Genomic DNA, 19543 nt, shown 5'->3' with positions numbered 1-19543 from the left:
CTCTTTTGGGGTGTGTGCGGTTTTACTCGGGGGGCCCCTTGCGTTTCCCTGGCCGCCCCCCCCCCCCCCCGGCCCGCCCCCCCCCCCCCGGGCCCCCCGGGGCCCCCCCCCCCCCCCCACGGCGGGTGCCCGCTCACGCCGGGCGGTCCGTGACGTATCCGTGGCTCTTGTCGACCACGTTGCGCAGCGGCCGGCCCTCGGTTCTGCGGATCAGGTTGTCGAGGAACAGGTCGGCCAGGTCGGTGCGCCAGGTGGTCACCTCACCGGCGGTGTGCGGGGAGACGATGACACCGGGCAGGTCCCACAGCGGGGAGCCGACGGGCAGCGGTTCCTGGGCGAAGACGTCCAGGGCGGCACCCGCCAGCCGCCCCTCGGCGAGCTGGGCGACGAGCGCCTCCTCGTCCACCAGCGGCCCGCGCCCGACGTTGACCAGCCGGGCGCCCGGCTTCATCGCCGCCAGCACGGACGCGTCGACCATGCCCCGGGTCGCCGGGGTGAGGGGCGCGGCCAGCACCACGTAGTCCGCGTCGGCCAGGGCCGTACGGAGAGTGCCGGGGCCGTGCACCGTACCGAAGTCCGGGTCGTCCGCGGACGATTCGCGTCCCGCGCCGCGCACGCGCATGCCGACCGCGCGCAGCAGCCGGGCGACGGCCCGGCCGATCGGCCCGGTGCCCCAGACCAGGACGGTCCGGCCGCCGACGCGTTCGCTGTCGCGCGGCCGCCATTCGTGGCGCCGCTGGTGCTCCCAGGTGCCGGGCAGGTCCTTGGCCAGGGCGAGTATCAGGCCCAGGACGTATTCGGCGATCGGCTGGTCGTACACACCGCGCGAGTTGGTGAGGACGACGTCCGGGTTGTCGACCAGGGCGGGGAAGAGGAACGGTTCCACGCCGGCGGCGGCCACATGCACCCACCGGGGCGCCTTCGCCGGGTCGTCGGGCCAGGCGTCGGCGACCGCTTCGGTGAGCGGCCACCAGGCGAGGAGCGCGTCGGCGCCGGGGAGGAAGAGCGGCAGTTCCTCCTCCGTCGCGTACACCGTCTCGGCGAGCGCTTCGATCCGCCGGCTGTTGGCCGGCAGGTGGTTCTTGTGCAGGATGACCAGACGGCTAGCCACGGCTGCCGCCGTATGGGATGGCGAGGTACTTGTACTCCAGGAACTCCTCGATGCCGACCCGTCCCCCCTCCCGGCCGAGCCCGGACTGCTTGACACCGCCGAACGGCGCGGCGGGGTTGGAGACGAGGCCGGTGTTGACGCCGACCATGCCGGTCTCCAGCCGCTCGCCGACCCGCAGTGCCCGGTCCAGGTCGCGGGTGAACAGGTAGCCGACCAGGCCCCATTCGGTGTCGTTGGCGGCGGCCAGCACCTCGTCCTCGTCGTCGAAGGGGATGATGGCCGCGACCGGTCCGAAGATCTCGGTGCGCATCAGTTCCGAGTCGGCCCGCACGTCGGTCAGCACGGTGGGCGGGTAGAAGTGGCCGGGGCCCTCGGGGGTCTCGCCGCCGATCAGGACCTTGGCGCCGCGCCCCACGGCGTCGTGCACGAGCGCGTCGGCCTTGCCCCGGCCGGTGGCGTCGATCAACGGCCCGACGTCGGTGCCCGGTTCGGTGCCGGGGCCCACGCTGAGGGCGCCCATCCGTTCGGCGAGGCGGCCCGCGAACTCCCCGGCGACCGAGCGGTGGACGAACATCCGGTTGGCGGCGGTGCACGCCTCGCCCATGTTGCGCATCTTGGCGACCATCGCGCCGTCGAGCGCGGCATCGAGGTCGGCGTCGTCGAAGACGATGAAGGGGGCGTTGCCGCCCAGTTCCATCGAGGTGCGTACGACGGTGTCCGCGCACTGGGCGAGGAGGATCCGGCCGACCTGCGTGGAGCCGGTGAAGGAGAGTTTACGGATCTGTCCGCCGCGCAGCAGGGGCTCGACGACCCCGGCCGCGTCCGAGGTGGGAACGACGTTGAGCACCCCGGGCGGCAGCCCCGCCTCGGTCAGGATCCCGGTGAGCGCGAGGCTGGACAGCGGGGTCTGCGGGGCCGGTTTGAGGACCATGGTGCAGCCCGCCGCGACGGCGGGGCCGATCTTGCGGGTGCCCATCGCCAGCGGGAAGTTCCACGGGGTGATCAGCATGCAGGGACCGACGGGCTGGCGCATGACCAGGATGCGGTTGGCGCCGTCGGGGGTGGTGGACAGGCCGCCGTCGATGCGTACGGCCTCCTCGGAGAACCAGCGGAAGAACTCGGCCGCGTAACGGACCTCGCCCCGCGCCTCGGCCAGTGGCTTGCCCATCTCCAGCGTCATGAGCAGGGCGAGCTCTTCGGTCCGGTCCAGGATGATCTCGTACGCCCGGCGCAGGATCTCGCTGCGCTCGCGCGGCGCGGTGGCCGCCCAGCCGGGCTGGGCGGCGACGGCCGCGTCCAGCGCGAGCCGGCCGTCGGCGGGAGAGGCGTCGGCGACCTCGCACAGGACCTCGCCGGTGGCCGGATTGTCCACGGCCAGGGTCCGGCCGGACTCCGCGTCCTGCCACTTGCCCGCGATGAACAGCTGCTGGGGGACGTCGGTCAGCACGGTGGTCTCGGTGGTGCTCATGGGCGGATGCCTCCCGGCGGGTTCGGATCGAGGATGCGGGCCGGCTCTGCGGCGGGCGCACGGCGCGAAGTCCGGCGTGCGGCACGGCGTGCGGTACGGCGTACTGTCCGGCGCGTTGTACGGGTGCGCCGCGCCGGGTCGGCGGCGGGGTGCGATGAAGTTGAGGTGCCGCGCGGTGAGGTGCCGCGCGGTGAGGTGCCGCGCGGTGAGCCGTTCCGGCCGGCGGCCCGAGCCGCCGGCCGGGGGCGCTCAGGCCGCGCCGGTTCCCGTGCGCACCGCCGCCGACCAGGCACGCAGCCCGTCGTCGATGGCGGTCTCGTCGACGATCAGCGCCGGGATCATCCGCACGACATTGCCCCACGGGCCGCAGAGCAGCAGGAGCAGGCCCTCGTCGGCGGCGGCCTGCTGGACGCGGAGCGCCGTGGCCGCGTCGGGTTCGCCGTCCTCCGTGACGAACTCGCTGGCCAGCATGAGACCGAGGCCGCGAACGTCGCCGATGGCCGGGGTCTTGGCCGCGACGTCCTCCAGGCCCGAGCGCAGCCTCGCGCCCATGGCCGCGGCATTGGCGACCAGGCCCTCCTCCCTGACGACTTCCAGGGTGGCGACGGCGGCGGCGCAGGCGACGGCGTTGCCCCCGTACGTACCGCCCTGGGAGCCGGGGCGGGCCTTGTGCATCAGCTCCGCGGAAGCGGCGATGCCGGACAGCGGGAAGCCGCTGGCCAGGCCCTTGGCGGTGACCAGGATGTCGGGGCGCACGCCGAAGTGGTCATGGCCCCAGAACCGGCCGGTGCGGCCGACGCCGGTCTGGACCTCGTCGAGGATCAGCAGGATGCCGTGCCGGTCGGCCCGTTCCCGCAGCCCGGTGAGGAAGGCCGTGTTGGCGGGGACGTAACCGCCCTCGCCGAGGACCGGTTCCACGATGATCGCGGCCGTGTCGTCGGGGTCGGAGACGGTCTGGAGGAGCTGGTCGAACTCGCGCAGCGCGAAGCGGGTCGCGGTCTCCTCGTCCCAGCCGTAGTGGAAGGCGTTCGGGAAGGGGGTGATGACGACGCCGCCCATGAGTGGGCCGAAACCGGTGCGCACCTTGGTGCCCGAGGTGGTCATCGAGGCCGCCGCGACGGTTCGGCCGTGGAAGCCGCCCTGGCAGACGACGATGTTGGGGCGGCCGGTGGCGTGCCGGGCGAGGCGTACCGCGGCCTCGACCGCCTCACTGCCGGAGTTGGCGAAGAACAGGCTGTCCAGTCCTTCGGGGAGCACCTGGCCGAGGGAGTCGACCAGCCGCTGGAGGGGCTGGTGCATGACGGTGGTGTACTGCCCGTGGATGAGCGTCGCCACCTGCTCCTGCGCCGCGGCCACCACCTTGGGGTGGCAGTGACCGGTGCTGGTCACCCCGATACCGGCGGTGAAGTCCAGATACCGGCGGCCGTCCACCCCGTACAGATGGACGCCTTCGCCGCGTTCGGCGACGACGGGGGTCGCTTGGCGCAGATGCTCGGACAAAGCAGTCATCAGGGCTCTCCCACGCGTGAGGCGCTACGGACCGATCACTCTCACCGTGACGGGCGGGGGCGGTGGAGGGCAAGGGTCAGTCTGTTCTCGCCGTGGGCGGGGTCTGGACACTCTGTCCGGTCAGGGGCCCTTCCGGGACCGGGCCGGTTCCGGAAGGGCCCCTGACCGGACAGAGTGTCCACCAGGTGGCGTGCGACGCAGCACCGTCGCCCGGCACCTGGGAGCCGGAGCCGTTCCGCTGGCTCGGGGTGCGCGGACTGTATGTCGCCCACCGGCTGGCGGACCGCCACGAGGCCGGGGCAGGACCCGTACCTCGCCCATCGCCACCGTCGCCGATCTCATCGCGCGGCGGCCCTGACGCGGCCGCGCACACGGCCCTGGGCTCCTGGGTGCGGTACGGGACGCGGTACGGGACGCGCCTGAGCAGCACCATTACGCCCTTGCGCCCCACGCGATCGCTTGCCAGAGTGATCGCAAGAGTCAGACCGATCGGACCGCACGGACCGGCCGGTCTGTGCGGTCCGATCGTCCCGACGATCTTCGGGAGCCTGCCCACATGCCGTTCCTCTCGGTCGCCGACGTACTGCGGCTTCCCGTCATCGCGGCCGGCCTGCCCCGGGTCGAGGCCGGGGAGGACCAACTGGACCGCGCCGTCCGCTGGGTGCATGTCACCGAACTCCTCGACCCCGCCTCGTTCCTCGAAGGCGGCGAGCTGGTGCTGACCACCGGCATGCCGCAGCCGAGCGATCCCGCCCGGCTGCGCGGGTACGTCGACCAGCTGGCCGACGTGGGCGCGGCGGGGCTGGTCGTCGAGCTGGGCCGCCGGTATCAGCGGGCACCGGCGCAGCTCGTGGCGGCCTGCCGGGCCCGCGACCTGCCACTGATCGTGCTGTCCCGGGGCATCCGGTTCATCGAGGTCACCCAGACCGTCCACGCGCTGATCCTGGACGCCCAGGGCGAGTTGCTGCGCCGCTCCCAGGACGTGTACGAGATCTTCACGGCGCTGACGCTGCGCCGGGCCGACGCGGTGGAGCTCGTGCAGGCCGCCGCCGATCTGATCGGCCGCCCCGTGATCCTGGAGAACCTAGTGCACCACGTGGTGATCTGCTGCGGGGCGAGCCGCCGCGAGGGCAGCCTCCTCGAGGCGTGGGACCGCCGGTCGCGCGCCACCCCGACGCCGGACCGGGCCGGCGGCAGCGGGCCCGGGGGCTGGCTGGTGGCGCCGGTCGAGGAACAGGGCCGGCGCTGGGGCCGGCTGATCATGCTGCCCGACGTGGCCGGTCCGGTGACCGGGCCCGAGCCCACGATGGTGCTGCGGCGGGCCGCGACCGCCCTGACCCTGGCCAGGCTGACCGGTGACACCGCGTGGGACCGGCAGGCCCACCGCTCCGCGCTGCTCGGCCTGGTGGAGGGGCGCTACCGCAGCCAGACCGAGGCCCGTATCCGCACCGAGGCCCTGGGACTGCCGACGGTCGGCCATCGCCTCATCGGTGTGCTGGTCGCGTACCGGGGAGCGGTCTCCCGCGACGCCTCGCACCTCGCGGCCCTGGACGAACGGATCGCCGCCGAGCTGCGCAACTCCGGGACCCGGGCGCTGGTCGGCCGGCTGGCGCCGGGGCGGACCGGGGTCCTGCTGGCGCTGGCGCGTGCCAGTGCCTGGCAGCCGGTTGTGGAGGGGATCGGCCGGATCCTGTCGGAGGAACTCGGCGAGGGGGGAGCGCGAGCGGTCGTGTCGGTCGGCCCGGGGGTCGACGGACTGGACCAGGTGGCACGGTCGTTCGGCGAGGCGGGGCAGGTGGCGGACGCCATCGGTCCCGGCACGCCGAGGCGGGCCTTCTACACGCCCGCCGACATCGGGCTGCCGGAGCTGCTCTACGCGCTGCGCGACGACACCCGTGTCCAGCGGTACACGGAACAGCGGCTCGGCCGTCTCGTCGAGTACGACGAGCGGCACTCCGGCGGCATGCTGGCCACGCTGCGCAGCTATCTCGGCGCCGCCGGCAACAAGTCGATCGCGGCCAAGCACGCCGGGCTGTCACGGCAGGCGTTCTACCACCGGCTGCACACGATCGAGCGGCTGCTGGGATGCGATCTGGAATCCGGGGCGGAGCGCGCCGAGTTGCATGTGGCCATCACCGCCCTCGACGTCCTGGCGGAATCGGAGCCCGAGCGCTGAACGCAGCGCGACGGGCCACCGGCCACCGACGACGGGCCACCGGGCGGCGTGTGTACGGCGGCGAGGCGGCCGAGGCGCCGAGCGCGCCGCCGCCCGCCCGACGGGGCACCTCGCCGGACGGGCTACGGAGCGCTCACCCCTCGTCTCCCGCCGGTCCGGCGTCGACGGTGTGGTCGAACACGAACATGTGGCCGGGATAGTGCGTGATCACGTACTCGGCCTTCACCGGCGGCAGCACCAGCTGCGGGGTCACTCCGCAGGCCCAGAACACCGGCACGTCACCGGGTTCGACGACCGGGGACGGTCCGAAGTCCGGCCGTGCGAGATCGGTGATTCCCAGCGCCGCCGGATCGCCGATGTGCACCGGCGCGCCGTGCCCGGCCGGGTAGCGGGAGGTGATCTCGACGGCGCGCGGCACCAGCCGGGCGGGGATCGCCCGCATGCTGACCACCAGGGGCCCGGCCAGTCGCCCCGCGGGCCGTGTCGGCACGTTCGTGACGTATACCGGCGGCGCCGCGGACTCCTCGGCGTAGCGCACGGGGACGCCCGCCGCGCGCAGCGGCCCCTCGAAGGTGTGGCTGCATCCCAGCAGGAAGCCGACCGCGTCCTCGCGCCAGTACGCGGTGATGTCGTGCGGCTCGTCGGTCGGTTCGCCGTCGCGCCACACCCGGTAGCGGGGCAGGTCCGTACGGAGATCCGCCACCGTCTCGCCGAGGCGCACCGTCGGGTCTCCGGGTTCGGTGACGGCGATGACGGGGCACGGCTTCGGGTTGCGGGTGCAGTACAGCAGGAAGTCGAACGCGAGGTCCTGGGGGACGATCACGAGATTGGCCTGCTGATAGCCGTCGAGGAGGCCGGCCGTGGGCTCCGTCCACCGGCCGTCGGCCGCGAGGGCGCGCAGAGCGGCCGGGGTGGACGGCACGGATCGCGGCGACGACGGGGATCGCGGGGACGGCTCGTCCCCGGTGGACCGCGGCCCGCGCAGCTCCAGGGCCGTCACGCGAGTGCCTCCTGGCTGGATTCCTTGACGGTGCGCAGCGTCAGCAGGGCGATGACCACGGCCACCATCAGCAGGAAGCCCGGGGCGAGCAGGTTGCCGGTGGCGGAGATGAGCCAGGTGGCCAGGTAGGGGCTCAGGCCACCACCGACGATGGTGCCGATGTTGAAGCTGAACGAAAGCCCCGTGTACCGCACCCTGGTGGGGAACATCTCGGCGTAGGTCGGATATGTGACCGACTGGACGATCGGCATCGGCAGGGCCAGTACGACCATGGCCGCGACCGCGAGCGGGAAGCTCCCGAGGCCCATGACCAGCATGGCGGGGACGACCAGGACCGCGTACCCGGCGAAGCCGATGGTGATGAGCCTCTTCCGCCCCCATCGGTCGGAGAGCGCTCCGCAGAACGGCATCAGACACGCCACGAACAGGCTGATGCCGCCCATGATCCAGAAGGTGGAGGACTTGGGGTAGCCGAGATCGGTGGTCAGGTAGATGTTCATGAAGATCAGGCCGACCCAGTAGCCGCAGTTGGACCCGATGGCCAGCAGGGTCACCTTCACCACCGGACCGCGGTAGCGGGTGAGTACCTCGGTCAGCGGCGCCTTGGCCGTGGCCTGCTCCTTCTTCGTCGCGAGGAAGCTCTCGGAGTCCTCCAGGCGCTTACGGGCGAACAGTGCGAGGGCGACCAGGGGAAGCGACAGCAGGAAGGGGATGCGCCAGCCGTAGGCTTCGAGTTGGCTCTCGCTCAGTACGGTCGTGGTGATGCCCGCCACCAGCGCCGCCGCTCCCCCGCCGACGGCCACGCCGACGGGCGTGAAGGCCCCGAAGAATCCCCGCTTGCCGTGCGGCGCCGACTCGGCGAGATACGTGGCCGAACCGGTCACCTCACCGCCCGCGAAGAACCCTTGCGCCAGCCGTACGAGCAGCAGCGCCACGGGCGCGGCCACACCGATGGTGCCGGCCGTGGGCAGCAGCCCGACGGCCGCGGTGGCACTGCCCATTCCCACCACCGTGAGGATCAGTACCGGTTTACGGCCGACCCGGTCGCCGAGCCTGCCGAGGACGATGCCGCCGAGCGGCCGCATCAGGAACGCGCTGCCGAACACCGCCAGGGTGGCCAGCAGGGCGGCGGTGGGGTCGTCGCCGGGGAAGAAGTGCGGCCCGATGATGACGGCCAGGTAGCTGTAGACGCCGAACTCGTAGTACTCGATGGCGGTGCCGGCGGCCGCGGCCAGTGCCGCCCTGCGCGGCCGGCGCGCGTCGTCGGCCGGGCTCGTCGTGGTGTTTGTGCCGGTCGCCGCGTTCGCGGTGCCGGTGGAAGCCGTTGGTACGCTCGTCATGGGGGTCCTCCGGATCTGACATGTCCTATGGCTGGGATGTGCTGTCAGTCGTGCGGTCGTGCGGTTGTGGTCCGTACCGCGAACGGACGGGGCGTACGGCACGGGGGCCCGTGCGACGGCCATCAGCGGGACCAGTCCTCCTGCTGATGACCGTCGTCCTCCCGGCCCCCGGCCCTGCCGCTGACGGATCGTTCGGCGGTTGGGCGGTTCGGGAGCGGTGACGCGGGCGCGTCGGACGGAGAGGGTCCGGACCGTTCGGAGAGATCGGACGGTTCGGAGAGATCAGACGGCGAAGAGCTGGCTGATGTCGGCGAATGCCTTGAACTCCATCGCGTTGCCGGCCGGGTCGAGGAAGAACATCGTCCACTGCTCGCCCGGCTCACCCTGGAAACGGACATAGGGCTCGATCACGAACTGGGTGTCGACGGCGGTGAGTCGCTCGGCCAGCTTCTTGAACTCCGCGACGGGGAGCACCAGTCCGAAGTGCGGTACCGGCACCTGGTGGCCGTCGACGGGGTTGGTCCCGGCGATGCCGTCCCGCGGGGTTTCCGACGGGCCGTCACCGACCTGGTGGGTGACGACCTGGTGGCCGCCGAAGTTCCAGTCGATCCACTTCGTGTCCGAGCGGCCCTCGCTGAAGCCGAGCACCTTGCCGTAGAACTCCCGGGCGGCGTCGATGTCGTCGACGGGGACGGCCAGATGGAACGGGACGAGAGCGGTGTTCTGAGCGGTCATGGCGTTCTCCTTGACTCTTGCTTGATGACTCTTGCGTGATGACTCTTGCGTGACGTGGCTGTTGCTCGACCCGGCTGTTGCTCGGGTGTTGATCACTCGAAGGGGCGGACGGTCGAATCGTGGTGGGCTACGGGGGCTGGTTCGGGCGGGCTTCTCCTTTCAGTACACGGGCGCGAGTCGCAACTCGTCCCCGGGCAGGGCCTGCCCGACGAGGTCGATGTCGGCGTCCGTGACGACCCCGATGACGGGGTAGCCACCGGTGACCGGATGGTCGGCGAGGAACACGATCGGTTCGCCCGAGGGCGGCACCTGGATGGCGCCGTGCATGGTCCCCTCACTGGCCAGGTCGACCGAGCCGATGGCCAGTGGCGGGCCGGTCAGACGGGCGCCCACCCGGTCGCACTGAGCGGAGATCCGCCAGGGCGTGCTGGTCAGTGCGTGCCGGTCGGCGGCGCTGAACAGTTCGTGCCGGGGGCCCCAGCGGAACCGGACGGTGACCGGACCTCCACTGGGGACGACGCTGAACGCCAACTCCAGTGGGACGGCCGGGACTTGGCGCGCGGGCCCGATTCCGTACACCGTCCCGGCGCCGACCGGGTCGGGCCCGAGCCCGGTGAGGGAGTCGCGCGAGGCCGACCCCAGCACCCGGTCCGTCACGATCCCGCCGGAGACGGCCAGATAGGTACGGCAGCCGGCCCAGGGACGTCCGATCGCGAGCACGGATCCGGCGCGCAGATGGATGAGCGTCGCGTCGTCGGCCGCCACTCCGTCCACCGTCACCGGCACCGGTGCCCCGGTGATCGCGACGTACCGGGACGCCGACAGGGTCACCGCCAGGCCGCCGAGGGTCACTTCGAGGGCCGGGGTGTTCTCCGGGTTGCCGGCCAGCCGGTTGGCGAGGCGGAAACTGCGCCCGTCGGTGGGGCCCGACGCCGGGACGCCCAGATGCGCGAGACCCGGCCGGCCCAGGTCCTGGACGCTGGTGGCGATCCCCGCTTCGAGGACGGTCAGTGTCGCGGGGGCGGTGCCCGGGACCGTACCGGAACCGGAGTCGCCGCCGGGGGCCGTGGCCGTAGCGGTCCGGGAGTCACCGCGGCCGGTTCCGGCGGGCGTCGCGGGGCTCCGGCGGGATTCGAGGGCCGTGTTCATGACGCGACCGCCTCGAAGACGACCCGGTCGCCGACGGCGAGCCGGTTGGGCGGTTCGGCCTCCACGTCCCACAACCGGGCCGTGGTGACGCCGATCTGGTGCCAGCCTCCGGGAGTCCCTCCGGGGTAGACGACCGTCTGGTTCCCGGCGATCGCCACCACTCCGGCGGCCACCCTGGGACGGGGGCTGGGCAGCCGGGGCAGCCGCAGGCTTTCCGGTACGCCGTCCAGATAGGCGAATCCAGGGGCGAACCCGAAGAACCCGACCGCGTGTTCGCCTCCGGTGTGCCGACGCGCGATCTCGTCCGGGGTCAGGCCGACGCGTTCGGCGACCGCCGCCAGGTCAGCGCCCTCGTAGCGGACGGGAATCACGACCGTACGTCCGGCGGCCGGCTGGTCTCCCCGCCCGCCGACCTCGTCGAGTACGGCGTCCAGTTCGGCGGCGAGCCGCCCCATACCGGCGAGGGTCTCCGCGACCACCAGGACGGTCGTGGCGGCGGGCACGATCTCCCGCAGCCCCGACGCCCAGGACCGTGCGCGGATCGCCGTGGCCACCTCCGCGGGGCGCCGGCCGGCGCACTCGATCAGCCAGCCCCGGTCGCCCGCCCGCCTCAGGAACGGCTCGGCGGGGCTCACGACCGTACCTCCGACCGCTCGGTGGCCAGGACCCCGGGCAGGGCCTCGGGCGTGCTCACCGTGATCCCGCCCGAGCCCAGACTCGCCCGTACGGCGGCGGTGATGGCGACCGCGCCGGGAGTGTCGCTGTGCACGCACAACGCCGACACGTCCCCGTCGTCCGGAGCTATCCGTACGGTCCGGCCGCTCACCGAGGTCACCGTGCCCGACTCCGCCATCCGCAGCGCGCGCCGCGCCGCTTCGGCGGGATCGGTGACGAGGGCGCCCGGCGCGGACCGGGGTACCAACAGCCCTTCGTCGGTGTAGCCCCGGTCGATGAACCCCTCGGCCAGCGGACGGCAGCCGGCCTTGACTGCGTGCTCCCACAGGACCGTGCGCGGCTGGCAGAGCAGCGGCAGATCACGGTCGTACAGGGTGACCGCTTCGACGATCGCCGCCGCGTGTCCGGTGTGGTGGGCCGCCGCGTTGTAGAGCGCGCCGTGTGCCTTCACATAGCTGACGCGACTGCCCGCCAGGCGCGCGAATATCTCCAACGCCCCGATCTGGTAGAGGAGTTCGTTGACCAGCGTGGCCGTCGGTACGTCGATGAAGCGCCTGCCGAAGCCGGCCAGGTCACGGTAGGAGACCTGGGCGCCGATCGCCACGCCCCGGGCGGCGCTCGCCTCGCAGGTGCGGCGCAGGATGTCGGGGTCGCCGGCGTGGAACCCGCAGGCGACATTGGCGGCCGTGACCTGGTCGAGCAGGTCCCCCTCGTCGGCCGGCCCCCAGACCCCGAATCCCTCGCCCACATCCGTGTTGATCGCGAGCGCGGTCACCGGGCCGACTCCGCCCAATAGGCCTGAATCGCGGTGGAGCTGTTCTCCCACGCCGCGTGCAGGCCCTGCTGCCCGCCGTCGATGTGCGCGACGATCTGCCGGGCGAGTTCCTCCGCGTCACCGTCGGCCAGCGCCTGGACCATCGCGGCGTGCTCCCGCTGCACGCGTTCGTACGCCGAGGTGCCGTGCACGTAGAACCGTGAATACGGCTCCAGGCGGTGGTACATCCCCGAGATGATCTCGTAGCGCAGGGGCAGCCGGGACAGCCGGTACATGTCGAGATGGAACGCGAGATTCGTCCGCGACCAGGAATCCGCCTCGGTTTCGGCGACGCGCTCCATTTCGGTGGCCATGGAGTCGAAACGGCCGATGTCCCGCCGGGACACCCGTTCGGTGACATGCTCGGCGAAGCTCGGTTCGACCAGTCGGCGCAGGTTGTAGATCTCGTCGATCTCATCCAGATCCAACGCCGTCACAAAGGTGCCGCGCCCCGGTGTCGAACGCAGCAGACCTTCGCTGGCGAGTGTGCGCATGGCTTCCCTGAGAGGGATCCGGCTCACTCCGAATCGGTCGGCGAGTTCATCCTGGACAAGGCGGTGGCCAGGCGGATAAACGCCCTCCACAATCAGGCGGCGCAGTTCTCCGGTGAGAGCGTCGGCGCCCTGGGCGTCACCGCGGAAACCTCTGACTTCACGACTCATATACCGTGTATACAGTGGATGCGGGGAAGTTGGAAAGAGTGTCGACCAAGGGACATCCGGGTTTTACCCGACGGAAATCAGCGGGGGTGCGCCGCCAGGAGTCGCGGCGCCCGACGGCTTACGCCCGACACCCACCAGAGCGCCCTGCCGGACGGCTCCGCAGTCCGCGATGAACGTATTGGGGCCATGATGGGTGGGGCGGGGCGTAACGACTTTCCTCCGAGGAGGCGAGCGACATGGGCAGGCCCGACCACTACGAGCTGGTTTTCGTTCATACCGCCGCATCGACGGCCACCTCGGAGGACACGGACGTCGTAGCGGTGCACCGTACGAGCCGCAGAGGCCCTGGCGGGCACCCGCTGTACGCGGACGACACGGGCATCGTCGTGGCGGAGATCAGCGATCGGCACGAAGTACGGATGATCGCCAGCGGTGGCCACCAGGACCCGTCGACATCGGTGCGGGCGCATCCCGTCTGAACGCGTCCCGTCGGCTCCCGAGGGTGCCTTTCCGGTGAGCCGCCGCGTGGCCACCCGTACGGCTCAGGCGCGGCCCGCGCACCGGAGCCGCCCGCCGTTCTCCCGGATCCGTCCCCGCCCGGGAGTGTGTTTCAGTGCGCTCCCAGCCGCAGCATCACCTTGCCGCTGCCGCTCGCGGGGTCCGCGGCGACCGCCAGTGCCTCGCCCGCCCGGTCGAGGTCGAAGCGGTGGCTGATGACCGCGGACACATCGAGGCCATCGCGCATCGCCCGCAGCGCGTCGTCGATCTCCTCGACGAAGCGGTACGAGCCGATCCAGGTGATCTCCCTGGTCACGAGGTCCCCCAGGGCCGCGGGGACGGCAGTGCCGGGCAGGTTTCCGACCTGGACGAGCGTGCCCCCGCGGGCGGTCGCCCGCAGGACCGGCCCGAGAGCGGCCGGAGCACCCGACGCCTCGAAGACCAGCTCGACGTCCTGCGGGAGAGCCGTCCCCTCGGAGATGTCGAGCGTTTCGTCCGCCCCCATGGACCGGGCGACGCGGAGCGACGCCGCGGAGATGTCCGAGGCGATCACCGCGGCGGCCCCCCGGTGTTTCGCGGCCGCCACGACCAGGGAGCCGATCGGACCGGCGCCGTTGACCAGCACGGTCCTGCCGCGCAGGTCTCCGGCGCGGTGCACGGCGTGCATGGCCACGGCGAGGGGCTCGGCGAGAGCGCCGTGTTCGGTGCTCACTCCCTCGGGAAGCGGCCGGATCTGAGCCGCGCGGACCACCCGGTACTCGCTGAACCCGCCGTCGGTGTGCGGGTCGAAGGCGGCCGACCCGAAGTACCGGATGCGCGGGTGGAGGTTCGTACGGCCGGCGATCCGCTCGGGCAGGCGGCCGTCACCGACCAGCTCGGCCGGATGGACGGTCACCGGCAGGCCGTCCGCCAGGCCGCTGACGCCCGCGCCGGTCCCGGCGATCCGGCCGGCGACCTCGTGTCCCAGCACCAGCGGATGTGTGAGCGCGGCGGTGCCGGACGCCGCGTGTTTCCAGTAGGCGACGTCCGATCCGCAGACGCCGCCCCACTCCATGGCGAGCAGGACTTCCCCCTCGCCCGGTACCGGATCGGGGCGCTCGTCGATCCGCAGATCGCCGGGGCCGTGCACGACGACCGCTCTCATATCGCGTCCTCCAGTCGGACGAGGTCACGCCCACGGGTCTCGGGAGCGAGAACCGCGGACACCAGGGTGATGAGTGAGTAGACGACGAGCATCGCCGCGATCGGCCACCAGCTGTCGGTGACGGCGGTGAGGGTCGCCGCGAGCACCGGGCCGATGGCGGTGGCGAGGATGCCGCCGATCTCCTTGGCCAGTGCGAGCTGGGTGAAGCGGGTGCGGGAGCCGAACAGTTCGGCCATCGTGACGCTCTCCAGCGAGAACAGGCCGAGGACACCGACGTTGAGGCCGAGGATCATGCCGAGCATGAGGGCGGCCGTGCTCCCGGAGGTTATGAGCAGCATCATCGGGAACGCGAAGGCGATGGTCAGCAGCGTGAGCCCGATGTATATCGGGCGGCGGCCGTAGCGGTCACCGAGCAGACCGATCAGCGGCACGGTGACAAAGCCCAGCAGCGAGCCGTAGAGGATGGCGTCGGTCGGGATCGACCGGCCGGCGTCCAGCGTGGTGGCGATATAGCCGACGAGGAACGTCTGCACCAGACCCGAGTTTCCGGCCTGCCCGAACCGCAGGCCGAGAGCGAGGAAGAACGCCTTGCCCTTGCGCTGCCGGATCCCGGCCTCCAGGACGCTCTCGTGCTTCTTTGCCAGGGACGACTCGACCTCGCTGCGGGACATGGCGACGCCGTCCACCACGTCTGGCCGCTCCTCGAACACCGGGCTCTCCTTCAGGTTCCGGCGCAGCCAGACCGCGAAGATCATGAGCCCGAAGCTCAGCAGGAACGGCAGGCGCCAGCCCCACTCGATCAGCTGCTCGTCGCTGAGAGTGGCGAGCAGGATCGCCCACAGCCCCGACGCGGCCAGCGTGCCGGAGTTGGTCCCGAGCGAGACCAGCGACGAGACCAGGCCGCGACGCTTCGTGGGGGCGTACTCGGCGAGCATGACGGTCGCCCCGGCGATCTCCGCGCCGGCGCCGAAGCCCTGGACGAGCCGCAGGGCGACCAGCAGGATCGGGGCGAGGATGCCGATCGTCGCGTAGGTCGGCAGCGCTCCGATCAGCGTGGTCGACACACCCATCAGCAGGATGGTCAGGAACAGGACCTTCTTGCGCCCGATCCGGTCGCCCATCCGGCCGAAGTAGACGGCGCCGGCGAGCCGGGCGACGTATCCCACGCCGTAGGTCGCCATGGCGGCGATCAGCCCGATCGCCGGGCTGACATCGGGGAAGAAGACCTTGTTGAAGACGATGGCGGCCGCCAGTGAGTACAGCTGGAAGTCCATGAACTCCATCGCCGTACCGAGCCAGCCGGACACGGCGGCTCTGGTGAGGTCGCGCGTCGTCCTCTGCGCGGGGCCCGCGGGCTCCGTTCGCGTGCTGTCCGTCATCATGAACTCCGTTGTTCGTGAACAGGGGTTGTGAACAGGGGGCGTGCACAAGTTTCGTGAAACAGGTTCCGTGAACGGGTAAGGGTCAGAGCTCGACGCGGCCGGCCTTCAGCGCGGGAAGGCGGGCGGCGACGGCGGAGACGAGCGTGCCGTCCTGCGCCAGGTCCGCCGCGCCGAGCACCCGGAGCAGCCGGCGGACCGTGTCCCCGGGGTCCGGGGCCTCGCTCCAGCAGGCGGCCAGCGCCGGGGCCGCGGGGTCCGTCGTACCGAGGCACTGGCCGCCGTCCTCGCCGGGGCGGGTGGCGTTCACCCAGCCCGCGAGGGCGAGGGCGAGCACCGGGGTACCGGTGCCGGCCGCGCGCAGCGAGCGCAGCGCGCCGAACCACCGCTCCGGGATCTTCAGCGAGCCGTCGGAGCCGATCTGGCGGAGCAGGTGCCGCATCCCGGGGTTGCCGAACCGCTCGATCAGGTCGGCCGCGTAGCCCGCCGGATCGGGACCGCCGGCGGGCAGGGTCGGCGCGACCTCGGCACAGAGGTCCCGGACCAGCCGTTCGCCCCAGCCGGTCGCCAGGACATCGGCGACGCTCGCGCGGCCCGCCGCCGCGCCGAGGTAGGCCAGGGCGGAGTGGGAACCGTTGAGCAGCCGCAGCTTCGTGAGCTGGTACGGCACGACATCGGGAACGAACAGGGCACCGTCGAGTTCCCACGGCGGTCGCGGTCCGGCGAAGGAGTCCTCCAGGACCCACTGCCGGTACGGTTCGCCGACGACCGGGACGGTGTCGCGCACACCGAGTGCGGCGCGGGCCGTCTCCCGGTCCGTGCCGGTCGTCGCGGGCACGATCCGGTCGACGATCGTCGCGGGGAAGGCGACCGCCTGGGCCATCCAGTCCAGGACGGCCTGCCGGTCGGGCCAGGGCGACGCCGCCACGAAGCCGCGCACGACCGTTTCGAGCGCCGCGCCGTTGGCCGCCATGTTGTCGCAGGACACGACGCTGAGCGGAGCGCCGCCGGAGCGCATCCGCGCGGCCAGCCCCGCGGCGATCCGCCCCACGACCGTGGTGCGGTCCGCGGCCTGTCCCGCCGCGAGGTCCGCGGCGATCCCGGGCGCCGCGGTGTCGAGCCGGCCGGTGTCGGGACGGCGGTGGTATCCCTTCTCGGTGATCGTCAGTGTCAGTGTCGTGACGTCGGGAGAGGCGAGCAGTTCATCGACCCGCGCGGCGTCCGCGCGCATTCCCAGGGCCTCGACGACCGACCCGACCACGCGGGTGGCGGCGCCCGCCGGGTGCCGCTCGGTCAGTGAGTAGAGGCAGTCCTGGGCGCGCAACGCCTCCATCGTCCCGGTGGAGCGCGGGGCCACGGCGGCGATTCCCCACGGTTCGCCGGAACGGGCGGCGGCGTTCTCCGTGTAGATCGCCTGGTGCGCCCGGTGGAACGCGCCGAGGCCGAAGTGCACGACCCGGGGGCGCAGTTCCCCGGGGGCCACGGCCGGGCGCAGCCGAGGCGCGATCCGCTCCAGCGTGGCGGCGTTCAGCTCAGGCATGGTCACCGCGCTCACCAGTCGTGCACGGAGCCGTCGAGGCGCCGTGCGACGGGCAGGTAGCGAGCCTCGTAGGGGAAGCGTGCGGCGGCCTTCTCGTCGTACTCGACATCGAGGCCGGGCTTCTCCGAGGGGTGCAGCATGCCGTCGGCGAAGGTCACCCCGCTGCGGAAGACCTCGGCGGTCTCCTCCGCGTGCCCCATGTACTCCTGGATGCCGAAGTTCGGGACCGTGATGTCGATGTGCACCGCGGCGGCCATGCTGACCGGCGAGAGGTCCGTGGCTCCGTGCGAGCCGGTCCGTACCTGGTAGAGCGCGGCCAGGTCGAAGATCCGGCGCAGGTGGGTGATTCCTCCGGCGTGGGCGACGGTCGTGCGCACGTAGTCGATGAGCTGTTCGGTGATGAGGTGCTGTACGTCCCAGATCGAGGTCAGCACCTCCCCCACCGCGATCGGTGTGGTCGTGTGCTGCCGGATGAGCCGGAACGCCTCCTGGTTCTCGGCCGGTGTCGGGTCCTCCATCCAGAAGAGCCGGGAGTCCTCGACCCGCTTGCCGAAGCGGGCGGCCTCGATCGGGGTGAGCCGGTGGTGGACGTCGTGCAGCAGGTGGAAGCCGAAGCCGAAGCGCTCGCGGACGGCCTCGAGGTAGGTCGGGGCGAAGTCGAGGTACGCCTCGGTGTCCCAGGGCTGTTCGTCGGGCAGCGAGGTCGCGGCCGGTTCGTAGACCTTGCCCTTGCGGACCCCGTAGGTGCCGCCGACGTCCGGGACGGCGGCCTGGGCGCGCACGGCCTTGTAACCGAGTCCGAGGTACCGCTCGACATCGTCGAGCAGGGCGGGGACGTCCGTGCCGCTGGCGTGCGAGTAGACCATGACGCCGTCGCGTGAGCGACCGCCGAGCAGCTGGTAGACGGGCAGGCCGGCGACCTTGCCCTTGATGTCCCACAGGGCCGTGTCCACGGCGGAGATCGCGGTCATGGTGACCGGACCGCGGCGCCAGTACGCGCCTCGGTAGAGGTACTGCCACATGTCCTCGATGCGCGCCGGGTCCTTGCCGATGAGCAGGGGCACGAGGTGATCCTTCAGGTAGCTCGCGACGGCGAGCTCGCGGCCGTTCAGCGTCGCGTCACCGAGGCCCGTCACGCCGTCCGACGTCGTGATGCGCAGGGTGACGAAGGTCCTCCCGGGGGAGGCCACGAACACCTCGACGCGTTCGATCTCGCTCACAGGTTCCACTCCTTCGGACGGTCCGCACCACGGTCGGCGAGGTGGTGCGCGCAAGGGCTGCCACTGATCGAACAGCACTGGTATACAAGCATCGGTCGGGCAGCAATGCAATACTGGTGTTACATCGGAGGGCACCCGCATGACAGGGTGGTTCCCTCTTCATGTCAGGTGGTCACGCGTCAGGCGCGCCTCCGCATCCCCCCGGGGGCCGTACGGTGGCACCGAAAGCTTCCTGACGCACCGTCAATTACTGTGCACACCCACGCCCGTGCCTCGTTCTGCGGTGTGCGGGGCAGGGGTGTCCGAGGGAAATCCGGATGCGTACCGATGCCGTCACCGCCCGATACGATGAACGCATGGCCCGATCGAACCGGCAGCGGACCAGCCGCCACGCCGTCTACACGACGCTGCGACGCAAGGTCCTGACCCTTGAGCTCCCTCCGGGTACCGCGCTGTCCGAGAACGAACTCGCGGCCTCTCTCGGGGTGAGCCGTACGCCGGTCCGGGAGAGCTTGATCCTGCTGTCCGAGGAGGGCCTGGTCCAGGTCTTTCCGCAGGTCGGTTCATTCGTCTCGCGCGTGGACCCGGCCAAGGTCGCCGACGCGCAGTTCCTGCGGGAGGCCGTCGAGCTGGCCTCGCTCGACGACCTTCCCGCCGACCTCGACCCCGAACTGATCAACGAGCTACGGCGCAACCTCGGGGAACAGCAGCGGCCCGGCCTCGCTCTCGAGGAGTTCTTCGAGCTGGACGAGGCCTTCCACCAGGCCATCCTGCGACTGAGCGGGCACGGCAGCGCCTGGGCGACCGTGGTCTCGGCCAAAGGGCATCTCGACCGTGCGCGCCGGCTCGGCCTCTACGACACGGCCTCGCCGGAAGGCTTCGCCGCCCAGCACGTCGAGATCCTCGACGCGGTGCTCGGCGGCGACGTCTCCCTGGCCCGCGCGGCCATGCGCACCCATCTGCGGGCGGTGTTCGACGACGTCGAACGCATCCGGGCGCGCTCGCCCGAGCTGTTCGCGACGGACTCCGGGACGGTTCCGGTACGGCGCAACATCGTCGTCTGGGAGTAGGCGCGCACCGGCGCTCCCGCCGGCCCTCCGGGCCGGCCCGGACAGGACCTCCT

17 protein-coding genes are annotated in these 19543 nt (G+C 71.8%); 3 read left to right on the top strand and 14 right to left on the bottom strand.

The features are described from left to right. Nucleotides 1-133: 133 nt before the first annotated feature. The 3 genes from ACIOJD_RS15920 to ACIOJD_RS15910 form a co-directional block, all read right to left on the bottom strand. Nucleotides 134-1111: a D-2-hydroxyacid dehydrogenase gene (locus tag ACIOJD_RS15920; protein ID WP_401913339.1), complete on the bottom strand. Its 978-nt coding sequence runs from the start codon at nucleotides 1109-1111 to the stop codon at nucleotides 134-136. Then, a complete protein-coding gene (locus ACIOJD_RS15915) occupies nucleotides 1104-2579 on the bottom strand; it encodes an NAD-dependent succinate-semialdehyde dehydrogenase (RefSeq protein WP_401913337.1) in 1476 nt (491 codons plus the stop codon). Before ACIOJD_RS15915 ends, ACIOJD_RS15920 begins: the two co-directional genes overlap by 8 nt. A gap of 249 nt (nucleotides 2580-2828) precedes the next feature. Continuing rightward, the gene (locus ACIOJD_RS15910; RefSeq protein ID WP_401913335.1) at nucleotides 2829-4088 is read right to left on the bottom strand and encodes an aspartate aminotransferase family protein; all 1260 of its coding nucleotides are present in this window, start codon (nucleotides 4086-4088) and stop codon (nucleotides 2829-2831) included. Between the two features lie 556 nt (nucleotides 4089-4644). Here ACIOJD_RS15910 and ACIOJD_RS15905 point away from each other — a divergent pair. Further along, a complete protein-coding gene (locus ACIOJD_RS15905) occupies nucleotides 4645-6264 on the top strand; it encodes a PucR family transcriptional regulator (protein WP_401913332.1) in 1620 nt (539 codons plus the stop codon). 133 nt (nucleotides 6265-6397) lie between these two features. On the opposite strand, the gene ACIOJD_RS15900 is transcribed toward ACIOJD_RS15905, so the two are convergent. The 7 genes from ACIOJD_RS15900 to ACIOJD_RS15870 all read right to left on the bottom strand — a co-directional run bounded on the left by ACIOJD_RS15900 (nucleotide 6398) and on the right by ACIOJD_RS15870 (nucleotide 12639). After that, a complete protein-coding gene (locus ACIOJD_RS15900; RefSeq protein ID WP_401913329.1) occupies nucleotides 6398-7264 on the bottom strand; it encodes a putative hydro-lyase in 867 nt (288 codons plus the stop codon). Next, entirely contained in the window at nucleotides 7261-8604 is a 1344-nt protein-coding gene (locus ACIOJD_RS15895) for an MFS transporter (RefSeq protein WP_401913326.1), read from the bottom strand. Before ACIOJD_RS15895 ends, ACIOJD_RS15900 begins: the two co-directional genes overlap by 4 nt. A gap of 282 nt (nucleotides 8605-8886) precedes the next feature. Continuing rightward, nucleotides 8887-9339, bottom strand: coding sequence for a VOC family protein (locus ACIOJD_RS15890; RefSeq protein WP_401913324.1), 453 nt, complete (start codon nucleotides 9337-9339; stop codon nucleotides 8887-8889). Nucleotides 9340-9498: 159 nt separating this feature from the next. Continuing rightward, the gene (locus tag ACIOJD_RS15885; RefSeq protein ID WP_401913321.1) at nucleotides 9499-10488 is read right to left on the bottom strand and encodes a biotin-dependent carboxyltransferase family protein; all 990 of its coding nucleotides are present in this window, start codon (nucleotides 10486-10488) and stop codon (nucleotides 9499-9501) included. After that, on the bottom strand, nucleotides 10485-11123 hold the full coding sequence (locus tag ACIOJD_RS15880) for an allophanate hydrolase subunit 1 (protein WP_401913318.1): 639 nt from the start codon (nucleotides 11121-11123) through the stop codon (nucleotides 10485-10487). The genes ACIOJD_RS15885 and ACIOJD_RS15880 overlap by 4 nt, the downstream gene beginning before the upstream one ends. After that, nucleotides 11120-11938 (bottom strand): LamB/YcsF family protein, encoded by an 819-nt coding sequence (locus ACIOJD_RS15875; protein ID WP_401913316.1) that lies wholly within the window; start codon nucleotides 11936-11938, stop codon nucleotides 11120-11122. Before ACIOJD_RS15875 ends, ACIOJD_RS15880 begins: the two co-directional genes overlap by 4 nt. Beyond that, on the bottom strand, nucleotides 11935-12639 hold the full coding sequence (locus tag ACIOJD_RS15870) for a GntR family transcriptional regulator (RefSeq protein WP_401913313.1): 705 nt from the start codon (nucleotides 12637-12639) through the stop codon (nucleotides 11935-11937). Before ACIOJD_RS15870 ends, ACIOJD_RS15875 begins: the two co-directional genes overlap by 4 nt. 236 nt (nucleotides 12640-12875) lie before the next feature. Here ACIOJD_RS15870 and ACIOJD_RS15865 point away from each other — a divergent pair, with 236 nt between their 5' ends. Further along, nucleotides 12876-13118: a DUF6296 family protein gene (locus tag ACIOJD_RS15865; RefSeq protein WP_401913310.1), complete on the top strand. Its 243-nt coding sequence runs from the start codon at nucleotides 12876-12878 to the stop codon at nucleotides 13116-13118. Nucleotides 13119-13249: 131 nt separating this feature from the next. Here the strand turns inward: ACIOJD_RS15865 and ACIOJD_RS15860 are convergent, their stop codons facing one another. The 4 genes from ACIOJD_RS15860 to manD all read right to left on the bottom strand — a co-directional run bounded on the left by ACIOJD_RS15860 (nucleotide 13250) and on the right by manD (nucleotide 18420). Then, nucleotides 13250-14281 (bottom strand): L-idonate 5-dehydrogenase, encoded by a 1032-nt coding sequence (locus tag ACIOJD_RS15860; RefSeq protein WP_401913307.1) that lies wholly within the window; start codon nucleotides 14279-14281, stop codon nucleotides 13250-13252. Beyond that, nucleotides 14278-15660 carry an MFS transporter gene (locus tag ACIOJD_RS15855; RefSeq protein WP_401913304.1) on the bottom strand — a complete coding sequence of 461 codons (1383 nt, stop codon included), beginning with the start codon at nucleotides 15658-15660 and terminating at the stop codon, nucleotides 14278-14280. Before ACIOJD_RS15855 ends, ACIOJD_RS15860 begins: the two co-directional genes overlap by 4 nt. A gap of 85 nt (nucleotides 15661-15745) precedes the next feature. Continuing rightward, the gene (locus ACIOJD_RS15850; RefSeq protein ID WP_401913301.1) at nucleotides 15746-17200 is read right to left on the bottom strand and encodes a mannitol dehydrogenase family protein; all 1455 of its coding nucleotides are present in this window, start codon (nucleotides 17198-17200) and stop codon (nucleotides 15746-15748) included. Between the two features lie 11 nt (nucleotides 17201-17211). After that, on the bottom strand, nucleotides 17212-18420 hold the full coding sequence (gene manD / locus ACIOJD_RS15845; protein WP_401913298.1) for a D-mannonate dehydratase ManD: 1209 nt from the start codon (nucleotides 18418-18420) through the stop codon (nucleotides 17212-17214). 356 nt (nucleotides 18421-18776) lie between these two features. On the opposite strand from manD, the gene ACIOJD_RS15840 reads away from it, so the two are divergent. Then, nucleotides 18777-19490 (top strand): GntR family transcriptional regulator, encoded by a 714-nt coding sequence (locus tag ACIOJD_RS15840; protein WP_401913296.1) that lies wholly within the window; start codon nucleotides 18777-18779, stop codon nucleotides 19488-19490. The last annotated feature ends 53 nt before the right edge of the window (nucleotides 19491-19543 follow it).

Source organism: Streptomyces sp. NPDC088116 (genome assembly GCF_044741745.1).
Lineage (GTDB): Bacteria > Actinomycetota > Actinomycetes > Streptomycetales > Streptomycetaceae > Streptomyces.
Note: the sequence above shows the minus strand (reverse complement) of the source record. Positions and strands in the feature narration are given on the sequence as shown.